This is a genomic window from Idiomarina sp. MD25a (assembly GCF_001870515.1).
Taxonomy (GTDB): domain Bacteria; phylum Pseudomonadota; class Gammaproteobacteria; order Enterobacterales; family Alteromonadaceae; genus Idiomarina.
In genome coordinates this window covers 707117-729035 of sequence record NZ_MDGT01000003.1, presented here as the reverse complement: position 1 = coordinate 729035, position 21919 = coordinate 707117, and the positions used below count along the sequence as shown (strand labels likewise).

Annotated in this window: 13 protein-coding genes; all 13 read right to left on the bottom strand. The window is 46.8% G+C overall.

The window, feature by feature from the left end:
* Positions 1-359: 359 nt before the first annotated feature.
* Entirely contained in the window at positions 360-1352 is a 993-nt protein-coding gene (locus BFR57_RS07475; protein ID WP_071463371.1) for a glycosyltransferase family 4 protein, read from the bottom strand.
* Positions 1353-1461: 109 nt separating this feature from the next.
* Positions 1462-2811 carry a hypothetical protein gene (locus BFR57_RS07470; RefSeq protein ID WP_071463370.1) on the bottom strand — a complete coding sequence of 450 codons (1350 nt, stop codon included), beginning with the start codon at positions 2809-2811 and terminating at the stop codon, positions 1462-1464.
* A gap of 250 nt (positions 2812-3061) precedes the next feature.
* On the bottom strand, positions 3062-4285 hold the full coding sequence (locus BFR57_RS07465) for a polysaccharide pyruvyl transferase family protein (protein WP_071463369.1): 1224 nt from the start codon (positions 4283-4285) through the stop codon (positions 3062-3064).
* Between the two features lie 2475 nt (positions 4286-6760).
* Positions 6761-8983 (bottom strand): polysaccharide biosynthesis tyrosine autokinase, encoded by a 2223-nt coding sequence (locus BFR57_RS07450; RefSeq protein ID WP_071463366.1) that lies wholly within the window; start codon positions 8981-8983, stop codon positions 6761-6763.
* A 54-nt stretch (positions 8984-9037) separates the two neighbouring features.
* Positions 9038-9481, bottom strand: coding sequence for a low molecular weight protein-tyrosine-phosphatase (locus BFR57_RS07445; RefSeq protein WP_071463365.1), 444 nt, complete (start codon positions 9479-9481; stop codon positions 9038-9040).
* A gap of 83 nt (positions 9482-9564) precedes the next feature.
* The gene (locus BFR57_RS07440; RefSeq protein WP_083405079.1) at positions 9565-10710 is read right to left on the bottom strand and encodes a polysaccharide export protein; all 1146 of its coding nucleotides are present in this window, start codon (positions 10708-10710) and stop codon (positions 9565-9567) included.
* Positions 10711-10749: 39 nt separating this feature from the next.
* Positions 10750-12909 carry a YjbH domain-containing protein gene (locus BFR57_RS07435; protein ID WP_083405078.1) on the bottom strand — a complete coding sequence of 720 codons (2160 nt, stop codon included), beginning with the start codon at positions 12907-12909 and terminating at the stop codon, positions 10750-10752.
* The gene (locus tag BFR57_RS07430; RefSeq protein WP_071463363.1) at positions 12897-13715 is read right to left on the bottom strand and encodes a capsule biosynthesis GfcC D2 domain-containing protein; all 819 of its coding nucleotides are present in this window, start codon (positions 13713-13715) and stop codon (positions 12897-12899) included. Before BFR57_RS07430 ends, BFR57_RS07435 begins: the two co-directional genes overlap by 13 nt.
* Complete coding sequence (locus BFR57_RS07425) at positions 13716-14456, bottom strand: YjbF family lipoprotein (RefSeq protein WP_143441057.1); 741 nt, start codon at positions 14454-14456, stop codon at positions 13716-13718.
* A 3-nt stretch (positions 14457-14459) separates the two neighbouring features.
* Positions 14460-14783, bottom strand: a complete 324-nt coding sequence (locus BFR57_RS07420) for a hypothetical protein (protein WP_071463361.1) — start codon at positions 14781-14783, stop codon at positions 14460-14462.
* 319 nt (positions 14784-15102) lie between these two features.
* Entirely contained in the window at positions 15103-15930 is an 828-nt protein-coding gene (locus BFR57_RS07415; protein WP_071463360.1) for an SDR family oxidoreductase, read from the bottom strand.
* A gap of 10 nt (positions 15931-15940) precedes the next feature.
* Positions 15941-17383 carry an FAD-dependent oxidoreductase gene (locus tag BFR57_RS07410; RefSeq protein ID WP_071463359.1) on the bottom strand — a complete coding sequence of 481 codons (1443 nt, stop codon included), beginning with the start codon at positions 17381-17383 and terminating at the stop codon, positions 15941-15943.
* The gene (gltB, locus tag BFR57_RS07405; protein ID WP_071463358.1) at positions 17383-21861 is read right to left on the bottom strand and encodes a glutamate synthase large subunit; all 4479 of its coding nucleotides are present in this window, start codon (positions 21859-21861) and stop codon (positions 17383-17385) included. Before gltB ends, BFR57_RS07410 begins: the two co-directional genes overlap by 1 nt.
* Positions 21862-21919: the final 58 nt, after the last annotated feature.

Below are 21919 nucleotides of genomic sequence, written 5' to 3'. Positions count from 1 at the left end.
AATAACAGGCTGAGAATAACAGGTTGAATATAAATGTGGTTTAATCCTAATTAAATCCCCCCCCAATTTATACCTATAAACTTGCCTGATTAGGGAATAAGAAATTACTTGCTGGAAAACATCGAGGATACCTTTTTATCGAATTATACGGTATAGTCTGACTCGAAGTTTATAAAGAATAGACATCGGGTAAACATAGACTTAAGAAAAAGGAGAAGTTCGCTCTCTTACATTTAAACTTAGCTTTGTAATTTTTCATTTATATACTAGCCAATCAACAAGCTGTTGTATGGCTCAAGCCAACATTAAAAGCTCTTACTTTTTTCTTCATTAGAATTATAATATTAAACAGACGTGCACTATACTCGATATAGGTTAAGAATTGACTTTGCAATATCATCCCACGTTTCTAAATTCACTGGAGCATTTGGAGTCGGCGCATTCAAAGATTTTATAATTGCCATTCTAATACTCCTTAAATTGTCTGGACGTACCAAGTGAACTCTCTCTTTCACTTTAGAGTTAATAGGGTATGTTCGAGAACAAACTAAATTACACCCAAATGCAGCTGCCTCCAATACAGTAAGCGGTTCAACTTCACTGATGCTAGGTAAACAGAAAACTTTAGACTCCTGATATAATCTTATTAAATCGATCGAGTTGAAAGGACGTTCGCCAACGATGTGAACGTTCGCTAGTTGCGACGCCATATCCAAGCTCTTTTTCACATAGCTCGAATTCTTATGGGGTCCAACCAAGAATAGTTCCGCATTAATCCCCTTCATCGCCCTTATTAACTTAAGCTGGTTTTTACGCTCACAAATCTCTCCAACACACAATACTTGTTTCTTTTTTTCTACTTTGATGGAGCTATTGTTATCGACATTATTTAGCAAGTCATCGAAGCCATTTCCAATAACTCGAAGTCTCTCCTTGGGAACTCTAAAGTAGGATTGAATTAAATTTTTTTCCATTGTGTTAAGACATATAACAGAGTCAAATTTAACCATCTGAATATTAATCTTCGCTAGTTGAGGCTTAATTGATGGGACTCGACGCATCATAAGCTGCTCTACTTTATATCTGAATTTAGAAAGTCCAAATCTATTAAAGACAGGTGACACAACCAGTTTTATACCAGCTTCTCGAGCCTGCTGTATCAGGACGGGATTAAGCGAATCAAGCCCGAAAAAATGCAGAACGTCATAGCCTGATAATGATTCCTGAGCAAAGGAATGATAGTCAACCGCAACACCCAGCCTCTCTAATGATTCCTTTGTTTTCTGTATTTGCTTTAATAATCCGCCTTTTCCTATACCTACATGCGGATATGAAACGAAAAGAACTTTCATTTTAAAAATGTTACCTATAAATTAAGATAAGAAATAAAGATATTCAATCAAGCAACTAATTAAAACATCGACCACTGTAAATAAAAAAACGTTAATTAACATAAATAATTCAATTTTTTTTACTCTTATCGTATCCCTTAATCGATAGCTTCCGTATTCTATTCGAATATTCAGGAGAGCAGAATGGAAGAGAGAGGATAACGACGACAAAAACGGCTAGGGGCCTGAAATCCGAAACCGGTATAGTGTTCATATAGACTGTGAACATGATAATGCAAAACAGTGCAAACCGAATAAAACGACGATTAAATCCGTAGAACGAAGCTTTTAACAAGGGCATAATCAACAATGCAAAACTGCAGAAATATATTGTTGCAAGAGGGATACTCAGCTCGATCATAAATTGGATAAATGTATTATGAGAATTCGGAAGATAAGAACTTTCAGAAAAAACACCACTCGCAGAGCCAAGTGGGTTAATTGAAAGAATTCTCAACCCCTCTTCAATTCGTTCAAATCGACCAGTTCCACCTGATTCCGCTATATTATCTCCTATAGATAGCACTCGTTCATAGAGTTCCTCAAAAGCAAAAATAGTCGATATCGTTCCAGTCATAATAAGAGCTTTTATAAAGTTACTTTGCCTCGAACTAAATAGGTACCAAACTAGTATGAGAGTAGAAATAATAAAAGCAGTACGTGAGAATGTCGCAACGATCAAAACGTAACCCAACACAACAATTATGAACTGGAACTTGCTCGGCCGAGTAGCTATTGTTAAGAGTAAATATGTTGACCAAAAAATTAAAACATGAAATGCATGGAAGTTAGGATCAACACCAGACCATATAAAACGCTCGATACCAAAATACACTTGCGTAACATTCTTAAATTCTAAATCTGTTCCTACAACGCGACTGTCGAGGAAAGTAGTTCCATCGTATAAGTAGTGAAAAGCCGTGAACAAAAATAGCATCACCAATGTAATTCCCAATATATTCTTAAAATACAATGTAAATGGACTATATTTCGAAGAGCGCAGTAGTATATAAGAAAAAATAAAATGAACACCCGTAAAGATAAAAATTTCAACATCGTTGATAGAATGATTATAGATAAGCGCGATTATTATACCGCAAGCCACATTCACTCCAGCGAACAAAATAATCTGTTTGCTCATTCGTACTGACTTTATAGAATATTTAGAAAAATATGCGAGTGCAATTGAACAAAAAATAAAAATATAAGGACTAGTGCTAGAGAGACCTGATAATGGCGTTAGTAAAGAGAAATTCAACACAATGAACGCAATTGTGCTATCTATTCTAGATAGAAAAAACGTTACCGCCATAGTAGAAATTAGCACTAAAGCGCTAGGGCCAACTAACGAAGAAAGCAAAATTAATGCGACCCAAACAATCAAAAGTAAGTCTATTGTAATATCTTTATTAATTAACATAGCCTTACCTTTCCCTTTTTAAGAAAACTGAATCTACATAGATACCATATACAAAAAAAATTAAAATAAGCTCTTCGCTGAGACATAACATTTCGACATGAAGACCTAACACATTATTATTCTATATATCGATAAAAAATTAAATTTGTACTAATTACAACTCAAAATAACTAAAAAATTCGTCGACTAATATAAAAGAATACTTTGTTAAAAATATTCTTAAGCCCTTTTAAAATATATTCATAGTAAATTAATTTGATTTTTTAAGAGCTGTCTCCAAAAGCTCATTTAACCTGACATTAAACTGATCCAACAAAATTCTTCGGCGTTCGGTATTATATTCGGACAAAGTACTACTTAAGTTTAAAGCACTATCGCCCCACAGTATGTTAAATAAATATTCCGCACCTAGTGATTCGAATTCAGAAAATGACATAGACAAATTAGTTAGACCTATTTGTCTGTAAAATCGCTCAGTTTTGGGATGAGCATAAAGAGATACCACAGGAACCGAGTAGCAATACGCAACAATACCTGTATGTAACTTAGTAGTAATTAATAGAGCGCTTTCTTTTATTTTGTTAACGAATTCATCTAAATCATTGTCATAATAACAAACATTAATATTACGCATTTCTGACATTAGACGATGCTTAAACCTTTTTTGTGCGGGCGACCGAGAGTCAATTAATAGCTGAAAACGACATTTACAATAGAAGCGACCTAGCAATGCTGCCAGTTCGATAATAGCATCTTCTTGAGATGTGCTTGATAACTGCCCAACGTGAAGCGATATTACTGAAGCATCACGTTTTGGAATAGAAAACTCGCTTTCCAAAGAAATATCACTTAAAACGATATCAGGGCAAAGTTTTGCGGTTACTCCAGACAATTTTTTACAATAATCTATGGACTCTTGATCCCTAACCCATATTGATTGCGCATTTCGTAAGATATTTCTTACCAAATACATTCCTGCACTTGAATTAAAAGGTCCAACTCCAGTAGCAAATATGTAATAAGGAATCTTATTCAATCTGCAAAATCTAGCAATTGAATTATATCGCAACAACTTCTTTAAGTTATCCCGGTTAGGCCTATTACATCCGATAAACCTACCAAATGGTAGTTTATAAAGAAACGAATTCTCTTCGACTCGATCAAACCACCAACGACTACCTTCTTTATAATCGATCAACCTTGGTGGCTCGCTTAAATAGCCGCCCCCGCCAAAGACAACGAAATCAACATTAGATAAGCCACTTAACTTGTCTATTACGCGCACTGTACTTTTAGAGTCAAGCTTGATCTTATCCGTTAAATTTTTTGCTCCAAATGGAACAACGTAATCGGCATATGAAAAATAGCCTTCGATATTTTGGTTTATACGTTTAATCAGCGTGTTTAATAGGAGCTCATCACCAAAGTTAGCTACATGAAATGAACCAACGATTCCTATTTTAACTCTTTTCATTTTTATTACCCTAGTAAAATAGAAAATAAGTTTGTTATTGTAAAAGCAAGAATTAGCATTAGGGCTTTCACTTTTTTAAACACCGTATTAAAGCAATATAAAGCGATAGCGGCAAAAATTGCTGAACTTATATATAGGTGCATTAATATATCTATATCAAAAGTAACTAAACTTATTTCATAACCTAAAGCTATAAATGCACAGCCTGGAGCGGATAACAAACTTAGTGAATTATGTTTAGAAATTGAAGATAGAAAAGTGTAACAAAAATATATCAATATTAAATTGAATGAAAATGAGAGTAAGTGATAGAAACTCTTCATATCCAAGACGTATTGAGGCCCGATCCATAATTTAATAATATAAGGATATAAAACAGGGGATAAAACGTTCGATATGAAGATAAAAGATATCAAGATCAATGTAATTCTCAATGCTAATTTTGAAATTTGGTCATTTGAATTTGAACTATACATTTTAGATAACTGGGGTTTAATGCTTGCTAGCATTAACATTGAAAGCATCACAACAATACTAATCAGCTGATGTGTAACAATAATGCTAGTGGATCTAATGCTATCGAAGCTATTTACAAAAACAACCACCACATAAGAGGTACATAATGAAAATGAAAATGTAAAAAGAACAACGCGACTACTATACTGGATGCCTTCTCTTAGATAACTAAACGAAAAGGAAGCGTTTTTAACATCAGCTTTACTAGAGTTAAGGATTCTACGGATTAATATAACGGGGAGCAATTTTAACACAGCAAACCATAAGTATAGCCATAATGTTAAGTCACTACTATCGACAGCAATTAGCGTAATTATCAGACCCAAAGCGTAGACTATATAGCTTACTAGATCGACAATAGCCAAGGTTGAATATTTCTGTCTTGATGTCAGGATTGCTCGCTGATAGCTATATCTCGTGAAAATAACGCAGGTAAGTAATACAATTATATAGTGGCTCAATTTTATTTGATTGCTATCAAATATGATATAATACAGTCCGCCGAAAAGCATCAATAGCAATGCTAGGAATCCATAAGACACAGAACATGTTTTAATTATTATATTCGCTATCTCTGCTCTTTCACCTAATGAAGGCATCTTACGATTTATGTATGAATTCAGGCCTAGTTGAAATATCCAAGTGAGACTTGCCAAAGATAAAAGAGCTTTCCATTCTGTGAATATGTCCTCACCCGCACTGTTTATAATCATAGGCGTAAGTAACAAACCTACTAAGATACGAAATAAAGGTGCAACTGTAGTGAATATAGCGTTACGTATAAGCATGTTACTTTAACATTTCAGTTTTAAAAAGTTTAAATTAGTTATTAACATTTTTTGTGAACTTTGATAGCTTATTTTTTTCCACACTTGACCTTTTTCTTTAATTTTGACGCGAGAAAAAATGTTATTAACAACACGAGCAATTTCATGTTATAACTTTATTTTTATTATTGTGATTAATACTCGTTAAACATGGTAGTTTATCAAATAGCCGTCCGAAAATTTATACTCTTATCGCTTGGGACATATACTTATTCTTTCTTCCAGTAATGTAATTTGGCCGCTATTGTTAGTAACCATTTTTCTGTAACGCGGAACACGCAAGTTTAAGTGCACTTTTATTATTGAGATTTTCCCAGACAAATGCTTCTGTTTGAACGATTCGATTTGTAGTGGTCAACAGGACCCGAACACCTTTTTAGTCAGTTTTCTGGATTTTTCTGGAGGCTATCCATCGTTAAATTGATGCGATCGTTCCAAGTTGCAATAGTTCATAAGGAAATAACTAAAAACGCGTTTTGCGTCTATTGCTTAACGGTAGCCAGTCTTTAGGATGTATTCAGGATTTAAACTTCTAAAAACACGCTCTAATGTACTGTTGTCCAAACAATTACCTCGACGGTTCATACGCTGTACAATTTGATAGCGCTACAACCACTCATGGAACTTACGCGCATTATATTAGGAGCTTTGCTCGATATTGAATGTCACGCCTTTTGGCTTTTTACTCATCTCGTAGGCCATATCAAGGGTCCGTGCGGCAACCTCAGCTTCCAGCCGTAGCTAAATTGACTAGCCAATGTTTAGGCGTGCAAACAAATCGATGACAACCGAGCAATAATGCCAACTAAGCCCTGTCTAAATGGGGGTGATTTCGTCGCACCAAACTTTATTCTGTGCTCAAACATCAATCTCACGAGCTAACTGTTTTGGAATGTCGGGGCGTTCGACATTCGCTGACTTATAAGCATGAGAGCCTAGCTGTTTAGTTGTTATCCCACCTGCTTTTTCAAAAGAAGGCGCCTTTTCACGATTAACCGTTGCCGGTTTACCCGTGTTTGCAATCCTGTTGAAGTTAACAACTTGGGCAGCTGTGAACTCTGGTTTTATTTGGTTGTCGGGGCACCAGACCAATTATTCGGATACGTTACGCACCAGCTTATAATCGGTCACATCACTTTGATTTATACTCGTACCCATAACCATACCCGTAGCCATAGCCGTAGTAGCTGCTGCGGGTGCGACGTACTTTGTTGAGCAAGGTACCTTTAATAGTCACACCGTTTTGGGCAAAGCGCTTAATGGTTTGCTCGACTTCTTTTACTGAGTTTTGTTCAAAGCCGGTGACCAACAAGTTAGTGCCCGCGTAGCGGCCGATAATGGCGGCATCGGTTACGGCTAGGATGGGTGGTGTGTCACACAGAACGTAGTCATACTTCTCGGTAACAAAGTCAAACAGCTCCTCTAGGCGTGCTTGCATAAGCAACTCCGATGGGTTTGGCGGGGCTACACCCCGGTTCACCATATCCACGCCTTTGTAAGGTGTTTGTTTTATCAGGGTATCGCGATCAACTTTGCCAGCTAGGTAATCAGAGAGACCCTCTTTGTTGTTGAGGTCCATCATGTTGTGTAGATAACCTCGACGTAAATCGACATCAATGATCAGTACTCGTTTGCCCGCTTGTGCCAATACCATGGCGAGGTTCGCGGTAATAAAGGATTTACCTACCGCGGGGCTCGGGCCCGATATCATCAGTATATTGTTTTTAGCTTCGAGCATGGCAAAGTGCAGACTGGTGCGTAGCCCACGCAGCGCCTCGATACTCAAGTCAGTGGGTTCAGATTGCGCCAGTAAAGGTAAATGTTCCTCGTCTTTGCCCTTTTTACGGCGTTTAAGGTGCTTTTCCAGTTTGGCTTCGAGTTTTTCTTGTGTTTCGGAGCGCGGAACGCTCGCGTATACAGGAATCCCTACATCTTCGAGCTGCTCGGGCGATTCAATCCCGCGATTAAAGGCGGCACGCACAAACACTAAGCCGACAGCGAACATTCCACCCAGCATGGTCGCTAAAACTACGATCAGTGGCTTCTTCGGTGCAACTGGCTGCGGCTGGATCACGGCTTCGTCGAGTATGCGCACGTTACCCACGGTGCCCGCTTTCATCACGTTGAGCTCTTGCATGCGGTTCAGCAGTTGCAGATAAATTTCTTGGTTAACCTCTACATCGCGGGTTAAACGCAGGACTTCCTGTTGAGTTTCGGGCAGTTCTTCGATGTCTGCCATAAGCTCAGCTTGTTCGCTTTGTAAGCGTTGCTTTTGTTCGAGTAGTGCTTGGTACTGCGGGTGCTGTTGGGTATACAGGCGCGCCAGCTCAGCCTCTTTAAAACTGAGTTCATTTAAGCGCTTTTCGTATTCTACTACCTGCTCTAATAGCCCCTGAGTTTCTAGGCTGAGATCCACCGACTGGCTTTTAAGACGGTATTGGTTGAGCTTTTCTTCTGCTGCGGTGAGTTCGGCTTTTAAGTTGGGTAGTTGCTTCTCGATAAAATCAAGGCTGTTTTGTGCCTCTGCCGCGTTACGGCGGATGTTTTGCAGCATGTATTCTTTAGCAATGGCGTCTAATACCTGCTGTGCCAATGGTGCGTTGGTGTGTTGAATACTGGCTGAAAGAATGCCTGACTGTTTGCCTTGTTCACTCACGGATAGCTGTGTTGTCCAGTTGTTGATAGCGCTTAGGCGGCTGGTTTTGACGAGCGTAAAGCTGTTGGTGTTTGGGGTGGCGACATCGGTGATGTTTAACAGCCAATCACCGGATTGTGCGGTTTGACCGACTTTGCCCGAAAGAACAACATTGTCGTCGTAGATGAGCTCAAATGTCGCGCCAAAGGCGCGACCTACGTCATTGGAACCCATGCCGTCAACAACCAAGGTCAACGCTTTGCCGGTGGCGTGGGCGGGTACGCGCAGCTCGGCGATTTTAATTTGGTCTTTTTGCTCGGCGCGGCGGGCAAGAAAGTTACCAATGACCGGCGCGTAGTCTGGCTTAGCGATAGTCGTTAGGTCGAGCTGGTCGACCACAGCGCCGATGACCATGCGCGATTTCATAATTTGAATTTCGGTTTCTGCCTCGCTCTCCTGCGCAAACATTTCGGCCATGTCACCGCCCAGTGCGGGCATGCCGCTGGACTTTTTCTCTACTTGCAGTAAGGCATCGGCTTTGTACACCGGGGTAGCAAGTAAGGCGTAGGCGACGCCACAGAGCATTGCCACCACGGTGATGCCGATGATGGTCCATTTAGCATCCAGTAGGAGTCCAAACAAGCGACCGAGATCGATCTCGTCTTCGTTGCTGTCTGGTGTCTGGGCTTGTGGTTGTGGTTTGTTGTTTACGTCAGTCATGGTTTGTCGGGTTGTCCAATCTTGGTTGCTCGTGCCAAAGGCACGAGGTACGGGTCATAGTCTCTCTGCCCACAGGGTGGTGGCTTGCTCAAGCTCGCCCAGTACCTGTTGATGAAAGTCTTTTGACTTTTTATACGGGTCGGCGATGTCCTTGCCGCCGGCTTGCCATTGTCCAAGTAGCATGATTTTGCCACGGGCTTCGGGGTAGCGTTGGCTGAGTATCTCTTTTTGTTTTTGCTCAAGTACGAGCACCAGATCGTGATCGGCTATCAGGTGACGATCTGCCTGCCGAGCGCTGTGTGATTGTAAGTTCACGCCAGTGGCTTCGGCGACTTCGCGCGCGGTTTTATCTATGTCGTGGCCGCTGAGTTTGGCAGCATCGGTGGCGATCCCGGCGCTGCTGATATGTTTGTCGGGTCGCGCTTGCTGCAGCAGCTGTTCTGCTATGGGGCTGCGGCAGATGTTGCCGGTGCAAATGATTAGTATCTTGTCGAACATCGTTTTTTTTCCTTGCGCCAAAGGCGCAAGTTACGTCGGTGTCTGGTTTTTGCTACGTCGGTGTTTTGGCGGTACGCATGTGCTTAGTTTTGGATGTCGTCGCGGGCGCGGGCGATGCTATATAGGCCCGTTACTGACGGCAGTATTTGGCTGATTACGCGGTTCCAGCGTGCTACTGGAGCGGCGGTGACATACACAATATCGCGTGGTTGCAGTTCAAATTGCTCGGCGAGCACGAGTGCGGTGGCGTTGCTCGCATCGAGTTGGAATACCTGTGCGAGGTAACCTGAATCCGGCTGCGACTGGCGGATCACGAAAATGCCTGACGCATCCGCCGTGTTGTTATATAAGCCGCCGGCATCACTCAGTGCCTCGGCGAGGGTTTTGCCGTAGCGCCCTACCGGGTAGCTCTGTGGCTTGGTGACTTCACCTAATACAAACACTTTACGATGGTCGTTACGCGCCACGTTAATAATGTCGCCGGCTTTTAAAATAATGTTTTCCTGGGTATCACCGCGTTGGTATAGGTCGCGCAATGAGTAAACCTGCTCCTTGCTACCACGGGTAAGTGTCACTTCGGTCCAGTCCGCTGCTGGGGTGAGTCCGCCACTTTGCGAGACCGCCTCGATTAATGTCATGGGCACATTGCTAATGGGCAAGGTGCCTGGCTTTTTCACTTCGCCCGTGACGTAAACACGTTGACTTCTAAACGCCGCTACGGTGACATCCACTTGTGGTTTTTCGATATAGGTTGCCAAGCGTTCGGTGATTAAATCGCGGATCTCGGTGACACGCTTGCCCGCTACGTGAATTTTACCCACGTAAGGGTAAAAAATAGTGCCGTCGTTATGCACCCAGTTGCCTGCCTCGGCGGGTGCACGCATCGAGCCCGCCGGAATAGTGAGTTCGGGATGATCCCACACGGTGATATTGAGAATGTCGCCGCGCCCAACGACATAATCGTATTGGTTTCGCGCTTGTTCGAGTGAGGGGTTTGCTTTGGGCTCGGGGAGCGCTTGATGCGCATCCAACTGAGTAATCAACATCGGGCTAATAGCATGGATCTCGACCAAATCACTCCAGTCTGCTTCTTTAAAAGCCTCGCCGCTGGCGTAATCGCTATCCCCGAGCAGGCTACTGCCGGAAGGGTCAGGGATGTGAGCCCCGGGTGACCAAGCACAGCTACTTATCAACAGGCTGGCTACTGCAACTGTTAAAAAACGTTTCATAATTAATATTGTTGACTCAAATAACTAGTTAAAATGGGATTATTGCTCGTTATAAAACGGGTTTCGGCTATCGGTCATGCCATACAAACTGACAGGACGGCCAAGCATTTGCCCGCCATCACGGCTAATGGGCTGCCAGCCTACCGCGGCACGACTTTGACTCGGCTTCACCGAGAACAGGTCGAATGGGATACTGATATACACGCCTTTGGTAAACGAACCCTCACCATATTCTTGGCTCGAGACATTGGTCACCGCGGCGTAAGCACCTACAATGGTGCCGGAATCAAACTTATGCTCGTAAGACAGTTGTGCACCTTCATCGCCCGCCAAAAAGCGGCCAACGGCGAGTTTGAACAATTCGTTAGGGAACCGGCTCGGCTGGTAATAGGCAGTGATATGCCCTGTCCATACGCGATAGTCGGCTAAGCCCAAGGCACTATCCGGGCTGCGCTGTTGTACTCGGTTAATATCAACGCCCCAAGCAAAGTCACTGGCAAAGTCGCGGTTTAATACGCTCACCCCGACACCTGCGAACATGCGTTCTAAATACCCCGCATAAGCAGCGCCATACCAGTTTTGAGTGAGCTTTGCGGTGTAGCGACTGTATAAACGCTCCACCCAGATGTCTTGCGCGTCATAGTACTTTCGCACTTCGGTTCTTACGCGCGGTAAATCACTTTCATAGGCATCAACGAAGTAGTTAAATTCATCGTAGTTATTGACGATGTTGATGCCCCACTCCGATTTAAATTGCCACCGCGGTGTAAGATTAAAGGTAAGCGCTGGATTCACCGAGAGCTGATAAAAATAGAGCTTTTCGGCACTGCCAATGGACTGTTTAAGTCGTGGCGCGACATCTAAATCCCAGTTTGGAAACGCCTGTTGCTTGCGCCAAAGCCACTCGCCTTGCTGTATTGCATCGCTGCTGTTGTGGCTTTTAACCGTGCGACTTAGCGGCTGATTAAAACGTTCTCCGAGCAGAGTAGCTTTAAATTCATCGGCGTTCACGGTATCGGTTCTCACCGCCATGCCATGGTTCACACTGACCCATTCATAACTTTTTATTTCGTTGGGCGCGATGTTTGCCAAAATGCGTGTGCTACGCTCGATACGTTCCTGATGCGAGCGAAAATCACTGTGATCGTTGTGAAATAATGTGAGCCGATGTTGGTTCTGCTGCACCGCGTTTAACTCAACGCCCACTTCGTTTTGCAAGCGCTCACTTAATAACGAAAGCTCATTGGCTTTATCCGTACCGATTGTCTGCTGATGCTTATCATCAGGTACGTGATACGCGCGTGGTTTTGGGCTTTGTTGCGGCATCGGGTTATGGGATAAATCCGCCTTCACCGAGATGTTAAACATCAGGGTGTTACCCCGCTGATAGCTCAGCCCTAAGGTCAGGTTTTCTCTCACCGCGTATTTGGCGCCCCAGTTCCACGGGCTATCGGCTTTTACTGGCGGCTTGGTGAGCGTCGAGTCTATCGGGTTCTCAAAACGCTCATTGGTATAATCGTTGCCGTCATATTCAAGCTGTAAGCTCAGCGGTGCGTGCGGTGTTTGATACTCCAGGCCTATAAACACTGCGGTTTTCCCACTAAACCAGTCATCGATCTCGAACTGGCCGCCGGTTCCCTTTGTGGTGTCGGTACGTTGGCAAAATCTATCGGCAACATGGCACAGCGGATTATTGATATTGCCGCGTTGTGCCAAATAGCCCCAACCGATTCCGCCGGTGATATCGAGGTGTCCCCAGTTGTTGTGATCACCCAGTGCAAACTGCTTACTTGCCACCAGATACTCACCCGCGAACAATCCCGTGCCCCCCATATCGCGCCAACCTAGCGCAATTTCTGGACGCCACTGGGTTTCTTGTAGCAATCGCAGTTTCACGTCTACGCCTTTATCCTTTAGGCTCTGACTACTGAAATTGGGGTCGAGGCTGTATTTCTCGTAACGAATATCGGTGTACCGAGCGGTTGCCTCGAGCCACGGAAACACTTGTAAGTTAACGGACATGCGTCGAAACGCATCGTTATCAGCATAGGTTAGACTGAGCGTTCCTTGCGGCTGCATGCGCGCTGTCGGCATTTGCATCAGCCCCACGCCACCATAATCCGACTGGCTTTGCGCATGCGCGGTTAAGCTCGCGCTCAAGGTGATTAACGCGATGGCGATCTTGTTTAAACCTGACATGGACTACTAGTTTGGTTCAACTCTTTTCCAGGTTGCCAATAACGCAATAGCTCTACAGCTTTATTATTTATATCCGAAAAGCCAGAGGGTAATTCAGACTGTGGAATTCCCCTAAAAAACAAACTGCCCGGCTGCTGGCGAATCTTCCATGCATTCGCTGGCGTAATTGCAATAACACGCCCTTGCAGATCAATTTCGAAAAGGTTGCCATCAGTAAAACTCACGGTATTCTCTAGCGCATCAGCCAATAACTTATATCGGTAAGGCTTTCGCCCAGCGTTGTTAAATAGCCCTACGTAAGTTACGTACTTAGGCACGCTCAACAGTGCCAATGTATAATGGCTGTACTTATTTGTGAGCGCCCAATTCTGCCTGGCGTTTCCGAGCAAATTATCTGGCTCTATTCCATGTTGAATCGTTGCGAAAAGGGGCCAATGGCTAATACGCTCTTTTAGTTTAAGCGCCTGATCTAGCGATTCATTTGCACCTTGTCGCTCGTAAATACCAGCTATTAGCTCTAACTGAACGAGTAGCGCCTTGCGCTTTAGCAATAGCTTTTTTTGCAACCGAGGCACACATACACGTGCACTCGGCCAGTAAAATTGGTGAGACCCCGGAATTTGCGCAACCAAATTATGGAGCCGAGGCTCACCTGAAAAAGTTATGTGGTTTAAAGGTTCGTGCTGTTTACCGTCTATAAAAACACTTGCTGTTATGGTACTTATTTCTTGCCCACTGCCGGGTGAACTACATACAGCGACGCACAGTAAACCAACGTGTATCAGACGTTTAAAAGACGACGGCATTTAGTAGCGAGCCTCACTTATAAGGATGCGATTATCAGTACTGGGGGTCAATTGCTGTTCACTACGCACCACAACGCCGTCGTTTAAACTTATCCAATAGAAGTTGTTCCAAGTTGAGAGCGATTCGTTGGTCATCTCATCCGACTGAAAAGGACTCAGTACACTTACTTGCTCTTCTAACAGTCGGGTTCTAATGTCGCCTCTTAAAGGCGTTTGCACACGCTCTTCACCTCTCCAGTTGAGTTCATGTCGGCTATGCACCCGACTCACTCGCGCATTTGACGTCTCTATATCCTGATAGGAGCGCCACATGGTGGGGCATGTGTTGGTAGCCGCAGCCACGTTTTGTATCCAGCAGCCAAGAGGATCGGTTGTTTGCTTAGCTGTGTAGATTAAGTTTTGCCCGAGCCCTTGAGTCCGGATGATTCGACCGTACCGGGTGGTCAATGCCTCTGACTGCGTGACCCAACGCTTGACCGTGTAGGTCGGTGTTTCATCAAGTTCGGATAACACCATAGTGGCGGTGGCATTTTCTCCCAACTTTGCATAAATCGCTGCGCCGGGTAGCTGCTTCAGCTGCTCTGGTTCAAGACGGTGCTGCTCTGCTGAGTTTAGCCAGTACGCAACTGTCGCATTCGCGCCTTGAAAACCCGAGGACAACCAGTCGTCACCCACTGACTGACAGGCAGACATAGCTAGTAGCGCGATAATGGCTACCGCGCTATTCTTTAGTTTGTTCACGATTTAATTGTTAGTCGAGGTTGCCGTGCTTGTAGAGGTTGTTGAACCGTCGTCTTGATTATTCTCAACAGCGACAGCCGCCGCCGCTACCGCTGCAGTTGCGGCGGCTACAGTACCCACGGTTAAACCACCCGCTGCGGCACCGGTTGCTGCAGAACCCGCTGCACCAGCCGATGTAGCGCCTGCAGACCCCGATGCAGTTCCGGAGGCAGAACCCGAAGCTGTAGAACCCGATGATGTTGAAGATGTGGTGCTTTCTTTATCCTGCGCTAATGCTGGAGCGCACACCAGTAAAGAAGTTAATGCGAGTGAGATGAACGTTTTCATAGGTGATTCCTTCACACTGTGTGTCATTGGATTAAGCCTCGACAAGGCTTAACGTGTAATTCCGTGACTAAAAAGTAAACGTTTTTAAAGAATAGATTAGATTATCATGAAATGCAATTTGGGCACGCTACCGCCCTTGGGTTGAGGTTCCCAATAACCTGAGCGAGTTGAATTCCGTTTTTCGCTACGACTTAAAAGTTTTATTTTCATCATCCATGAATTGCGCGCTATTACACCAAATCGATGTCAGTTAAGCAACAACAAATTTGTTACAAAACAGCTAACCGATTAGAAAATAAACAGCTGAACTAGCACTCCACTACGGCTGCGCCAGCCCCTCTTTATAACTCGGGTATAACAGACTGTATCCGGTACTGCGGAGTAAGCGGTTACTACAGCGTTTAGAACCGCGCGGCCCTGGGCCTGGCTCCACTGGACCGTTGAGTTCAACGCCCTCTTGCTCGGCAAGGTACTGATACACTTGGTATTGTTTGGTAGGCTGATCGTCCGACACCAAAAATAGGCGGTGACGATGTTGCGGAAAGCGCACTAAATGAAAGATAAAGCTCGCGACATCATCCTGGTGAATACGGTTGGTCCAGCTGTCGCGTAAGGTGGCTTTACCCTGCTGCAATTGTTTACGCATAAAGTCGCGCCCTTCGCCGTAAATGCCGCTGCAACGCAAAATCGTCGACGGCACGGGTAAGTCGCGGATCAGGTGTTCGGCTTGCAACAGCATTTGTCCGGAGTCGGAATCGGGCGCGGTGGGCGAGGACTCATCTACCCACTCACCTTCACTCTGGCCATATACACCCGAGCTGGAGACGTAAATCACATAGGGCGAGTAACTGAGCTCACTGATGACTTGTTGCAAGTGGCGGCACGGCACCACATAGCCCTGCCGATAGCCTTCTTTAGAGTACTCGCTGGGCGTTAGGGTAACCACCACCAGATCGATTTTGCGGTCGCTAAACAAGGCGCGCAGATCTTGTTCATTGCTGGCATCGGCGGCCACCGTCTCAACACCGTTGATGAGTGGTTTGTTGTCGGGATTACGACACGCACCCACCACCCGATGGTTGTCGGCAACCATCAGTCGGGCGGTGCGTTGGGCGATATCGCCATAACCTAATAAGAGTATATTCATAGTGCTTATGTTACTGATTATCGGCTTGGCTGTCCAAATAATCGAGGATGCCCTCTGCGGCGGTACGGCCCTCGGCTATCGCTGTGACAACGAGGTCCGCACCGCGTACCATGTCCCCCCCGGAAAAAATCTTTGGATTACTGGTTTGCATCGCGAATAGGCCCATTTGATCGGGCTCCGCTGTGGCCAGTACCGTGCCCCACTCACTCAGGTTTACTTGGTGCGCGTTTAACCACTCCGGTGGATTCGGTTGATAGCCAAAGGCAATCAGCACGGCGGTTGCTGGCATTACGAACTCAGAGTCTGGCACCGGTTGTGGTCGGCGACGACCTTCTTCATCAGCAGGACCTAACTCAGTTCTGACCATTTTGACGCCGTTGACGCGGCCATCATCCCCCGCCACCACGGCGAGCGGTTGTACGTTAAATTCAAACTCGACCCCTTCCTCGCGAGCGTTTTGTACTTCGCGGCGCGAGCCGGGCATGTTTTGTTCATCGCGGCGATAGGCACACACCACCGATTCGGCGCCTTGACGAATGGAGGTGCGCACGCAGTCCATCGCGGTATCACCGCCGCCGAGCACGACGACTTTTTCGCCTTCGAGGTTAATCAACGGGTAATCAGGCATTTCGGTATCCAGTAAGCGCTGGGTGTTACCAATTAAAAACGGCAGTGCAGGATACACGCCAGGCGTGTTCAGCCCTTCTAACCGTCCATCGAGCGCCTTGTAGGTGCCTAATCCTAAAAACACCGCGTCGTTGTCTGCCATTAAGGTATCAAAGTCGACATCTTTGCCCACTTCTACGCCGAGTTTGAACTCAATACCCATGTCGCTGAAGATCTCACGACGTAACTTCAGTACCTGTTTATCGAGCTTAAATGGCGGAATGCCGTAGGTCAGGAGCCCACCGATTTCGGGGTAACGGTCATACACCACGGGCTTAACACCGTTACGTACCAGCACATCGGCACAGGCAAGCCCAGCGGGGCCGGCACCAATAATGGCGACTTTTTCGGGGCGTGCTTCGACATCACTTAAGTCGGGGCGCCAGCCTTGTGCAAATGCCTGATCGACCATTTGCTTTTCGATACTGCCAATGGTGACGGCACCAAAGTCATCGTTGAGGGTACATGCGCCCTCACACAATCGGTCTTGCGGACACACACGACCGCAGACTTCGGGCAGGCTGTTGGTTTTGTGCATCAGCTCTGCGGCTTCAAACACGCGACCTTGGTTAGCCAGCTCCAACCACTGTGGAATATAGTTGTGTACTGGGCACTTCCACTCACAATAGGGGTTACCACAGTCGAGGCAGCGGTCGGCTTGACCTTGCAGTTGCACATCCGACATCGGTTCATAGATTTCTTTAAATTCGATACGGCGCGATTCCACCGGATGTTTAGGTGGGTCGATGCGCTGTACGTCTAAAAATTGATATACATTCTTGTTCATTACATCACCTGCACACGGAGTTCGGCAGTCGAGCGGGCACGATGGCCGAGCAACGACGCAATATCGGCGGACTTAGGTTTCACGATGACAAACTGCTGTACGATGTCATCAAACTCGGTCAGTAGCTGTCTGGAGTACTGACTGCCAGTGGCTTCGTGATGTTCATTAATCAGACCGCGCAGATGTTCCTTGATAATGGGTTTATCCACTGCAACCGCCTCGACCAGTTCGCCGTTCAGGCGTCGATGCAGGTCACCGTCGATGTTACGTAAGTAGGCAAACCCACCGGTCATACCAGCACCAAAGTTAATGCCGCACTGACCGAGTACCACCACGATACCGCCGGTCATGTATTCACAGCCGTGGTCGCCGATGCCTTCTACCACTGCGGTGGCACCTGAGTTACGAACGCCAAAGCGCTCACCCGCGCAGCCTGCCGCATAGAGTTTACCGCCCGTAGCACCGTACAAACAGGTGTTACCCATAATGGTGGATACCTCACTGGCATAGCTCACGCCGGTACGCGGCTTAATCACGATACTGCCGCCCGCCATGCCTTTACCGACGTAGTCGTTGGCATCGCCGGTGAGGTGCAGTTTAAGTCCGCCGGCATTAAAGGCACCAAAGCTTTGACCTGCGGTGCCCATAAAGCCGAGCTGGATAGGTGCTACCGCCATGCCTTGGTTGCCGTGCTTCTGTGCGATATAGCCACTGACCATAGCGCCCACCGAACGATCATCGTTGCGAATAGTGAGTGACCAACTGCCACCTTGGCGGTTATCAATCGCCTCACGCGTGAGTTCGAGTAAACGCTGATTGAGTCGACCCGGGTCATAGGGCGGGTTCTTCTCGACGCAATACTTGGCATGCTCCGAAGGTGTACCCGCTGCCGCGAGCAAGGGTCCAAGATCCATCGTGTGCTGGCGTTGGGTTTCGCCGGGTAAGCGCTCTAGTAAGTCAACCCGTCCAATGGCGTCGGTAATGCTGTTTAAGCCCAGTTTTGCGAGCCACTCACGAACTTCTTCGGCGATAAATTCGAACAACGTAATAACCCGCTCAGGTAAGCCTCGGAAGAACTCTTTACGCAAGGTTTCGTCTTGAGTGGCAACGCCGGTGGCGCAGTTGTTCAGGTGGCAGATACGTAAGTACTTACAACCTAATGCCACCATCGGCGCGGTACCAAAACCAAAACTTTCAGCACCGAAGATCGCGGCTTTCACCACATCAAGTCCGGTTTTGAGTCCACCATCCACTTGTAAGCGGATTTTATGGCGCAGGTTGTTCTCGACCAAGGCTTGATGTACTTCGGCAAGGCCTAGCTCCCACGGTGAGCCGGCATACTTAACCGAGGTCAGTGGACTGGCACCGGTCCCGCCATCGTAGCCCGACACCGTGATTAAATCTGCGTAGGCTTTGGCCACACCGGTGGCGATGGTGCCAATACCTGGGGTGGAGACCAGTTTCACAGACACTAAGGCGTTTGGATTCACTTGTTTGAGATCGAAGATCAGCTGCGCGAGATCTTCAATCGAGTAAATATCATGATGCGGTGGCGGTGATATCAAGGTGGTGCCCGGTACCGCAAAGCGCAGTTGGGCAATTTCTGCGGTGACTTTTTCGCCGGGCAATTGCCCGCCTTCACCGGGCTTCGCGCCCTGCGCCACTTTAATTTGTATGACATCGGCATTCACTAGGTAATGCGGTGTCACCCCAAAGCGACCCGATGCCACCTGCTTGATGCGTGAGTTTTTAATGCTGTTAAAGCGTTTCGGGTCTTCGCCGCCTTCGCCCGAGTTAGAATGCCCGCCAATGCGGTTCATTGCCTCGGCGAGGGCTTCATGCGCTTCGGCACTGAGTGCGCCAATAGACATGGCGGCCGTATCAAAGCGCGGGAATAAGGCTTCCTTCGGCTCGACATCGTTGATATCAATCGGTGTCGCAGCGCTTGGATTGAGCTTCAGTAAATCGCGAATATGCGCCACTGGACGCTCATTTACATAGCGCTGGTACACGGCGTAGTCGGCTTGCTTACCGCTTGCCACTGCGCCTTGCAATGAGGTGACCACATCGGGGTTGTAGGCGTGGTATTCGCCGCCGTGTACGTATTTGAGCAAGCCGCCATGAGGCAATGGCTTACGTTTGAGCCAGCATTGCTGGAAGATACGTTGTAGATCGGTTTGTACATCGGCAAAGCTCGTGCCGTTAATGCGTGCCGGTGCGTTGGCAAAACAGGCATCGAGAATATCTTGATTAAGCCCCACTGCCTCAAACAGTGAAGATCCACGATAACCAGCGATACTGGCAATACCCATTTTAGAGAGGATTTTAAGCAGACCTTTATTCAAACCTTGGCGGTAATTCATTACCGCCTGTTTGACATCCATTGCCAACTTGCCTTGATGTACCAATTGCTCCACGCTCTCATAGGCAAGGAACGGGTACACCGCGGTCGCACCTAGACCGAGTAGCACCGCCATATGGTGCGGATCACGCGCTGATCCAGTCTCGACAATAATATTGGAGTCACAGCGTAACTGTGCCTTCACTAACGCCTGTTGCACCGCGCCCACCGCCATTGGTGCGGGGATCACCACCTCGCCTTTGCTAAATTCACGGTCGCTGAGGATCACCATGACTCGGTGCTTATTCTTCACCACATCAATCGCGGCCTCGACCAAGTCGGCAAGCGCCTGTTCGAGGCTTTTTTCGGTTGGGGTAAATGCCAGACTCAGGGTGGCATGACCATAGTGATGTTCATCGAGCTCGCGCAGTTGCTTGAGGTCGGTGTACATTAAAATCGGTGACTCAAACACCACACGATCGGCATCACCGGACGCCTCGCTAAACACGTTGTGCTCGCGGCCGATGATGGTTTCTAGCGACATCACATGACGTTCGCGAATCGGGTCAATGGCGGGGTTGGTCACTTGCGCGAATTGCTGGCGGAAGTAGTCGTATAGCAAGCGCGGTTGTTTTGATAAAACCGCCGTTGGCGTGTCGTCACCCATCGAGCCCACCGCTTCTTGCGCGTCTTTGGCAAGCACGGCAACCACTTGTTGCAGTTCCTCGCGGGTATATAAAAAGGCTTTGTGCAACACCCGCATTTGGTTGTCGTCGTACAAGCGCTGACCGATTTTATCGGCACTGCAGCGGTCAAAGGGCACCAAGCGACGGCGGTGCTCGGTCAGCCATTGGCGATATGGCTGACGGCTTTTTAGATCATCCTCTATCTCGACATTATGCCAAATACGTCCAGTGTAGGTATCCACCGCCATCATTTGACCAGGACCGAGGCGACCTTTTTCTTGTACGTCGTGTTCTTCGTAATCCCAAATACCGACTTCTGAGGCAATGGTGAGAATGCCACTTTTGGTCAGGACATAACGGGCTGGACGCAAACCGTTGCGATCGAGACTACAGGCAACGTGGCGGCCATTGCTCATGACCACACCAGCCGGTCCGTCCCACGGCTCCATGTGCAATGCGTTGAACTCATAGAAGGCACGCATCTCATCGCTCATAGTACTGTCGCCCTGCCATGCAGGCGGGATCAGCAAGCGCATGGCGCGGAACAGATCCATGCCACCCGCGAGCAATAGCTCAAGCATGTTGTCAAGTGAGGCACTGTCGGAGCCTTCTTGACCCACCAAAGGGGCCGCTTGCTGTAAATCGGGTAGCAACGGGCTATGGAATTTGTAGATACGCGCTTGCGCCCACTGGCGGTTACCCCGAATGGTGTTGATCTCGCCGTTATGAGCGAGAAAACGAAACGGTTGTGCTAAGCGCCAACGTGGTTGGGTATTGGTCGAAAAGCGTTGATGAAACACGCAGATTGAGGTTTTCAGTGCTTTGTTTGCCAAGTCGGGGTAGTAGCGTGGTAAATCCCCCGCCATCATTAAGCCTTTGTAGACTAACAATAGGCTCGACATCGAACAGATATAGAGTTCATCGGCACTGAATACGCCTTGCTCGACTTTTTGCTCGACCCGACGCCGCGCCATGTACAGGCGACGTTCAATATCTTTTTTGCGCCATCCGGTCGGTGCGCTGATTAACACTTGTTCGATCTTAGGTTCGGCGGCTTTTGCGCCTTCGCCTAATACGGAATCATCGACTGGGACTTTACGCCAGCCCACCACACTAAGGGTTTCTTTTTGTAGTTCTTGCTCTATGAGGTGGCGTGCGGATTCGCGTTTATCGGAGTTACGGGCAAAAAACACCATGCCGACGGCAAATTTTTTGCCGAGGTTCCAACCTTGTTGCTCTGCGTATTCACGAAAAAATTGTTCTGGAATTTGTAGCAACAAGCCGCAGCCGTCACCGGTCTTACCGTCGGCACCGATACCGCCTCGGTGCTGCATACGGTCGAGACCTTGTACAGCGGTGCTGATGAGATCATGGCGAGCATCACCTTCGATGCTCGCAATTAGGCCGAACCCGCAATTATCACGGACGTCATCGGCATGATACAGGCGCATGACATCTCCACGAATAGTTATTCAGTGGAACTACATTATCATGCAGAAATTAACTTGT

Coding starts and splice junctions, on each gene's coding strand:
- BFR57_RS07475 (WP_071463371.1), bottom strand. CDS start 1,352: ATGAAAGTTCTTTTCGTTTCATATCCGCATGTAGGTATAGGAAAAGGC.
- BFR57_RS07470 (WP_071463370.1), bottom strand. CDS start 2,811: ATGTTAATTAATAAAGATATTACAATAGACTTACTTTTGATTGTTTGG.
- BFR57_RS07465 (WP_071463369.1), bottom strand. CDS start 4,285: ATGAAAAGAGTTAAAATAGGAATCGTTGGTTCATTTCATGTAGCTAAC.
- BFR57_RS07450 (WP_071463366.1), bottom strand. CDS start 8,983: ATGACTGACGTAAACAACAAACCACAACCACAAGCCCAGACACCAGAC.
- BFR57_RS07445 (WP_071463365.1), bottom strand. CDS start 9,481: ATGTTCGACAAGATACTAATCATTTGCACCGGCAACATCTGCCGCAGC.
- BFR57_RS07440 (WP_083405079.1), bottom strand. CDS start 10,710: ATGAAACGTTTTTTAACAGTTGCAGTAGCCAGCCTGTTGATAAGTAGC.
- BFR57_RS07435 (WP_083405078.1), bottom strand. CDS start 12,909: ATGTCAGGTTTAAACAAGATCGCCATCGCGTTAATCACCTTGAGCGCG.
- BFR57_RS07430 (WP_071463363.1), bottom strand. CDS start 13,715: ATGCCGTCGTCTTTTAAACGTCTGATACACGTTGGTTTACTGTGCGTC.
- BFR57_RS07420 (WP_071463361.1), bottom strand. CDS start 14,783: ATGAAAACGTTCATCTCACTCGCATTAACTTCTTTACTGGTGTGCGCT.
- BFR57_RS07415 (WP_071463360.1), bottom strand. CDS start 15,930: ATGAATATACTCTTATTAGGTTATGGCGATATCGCCCAACGCACCGCC.
- BFR57_RS07410 (WP_071463359.1), bottom strand. CDS start 17,383: ATGAACAAGAATGTATATCAATTTTTAGACGTACAGCGCATCGACCCA.
- gltB (WP_071463358.1), bottom strand. CDS start 21,861: ATGCGCCTGTATCATGCCGATGACGTCCGTGATAATTGCGGGTTCGGC.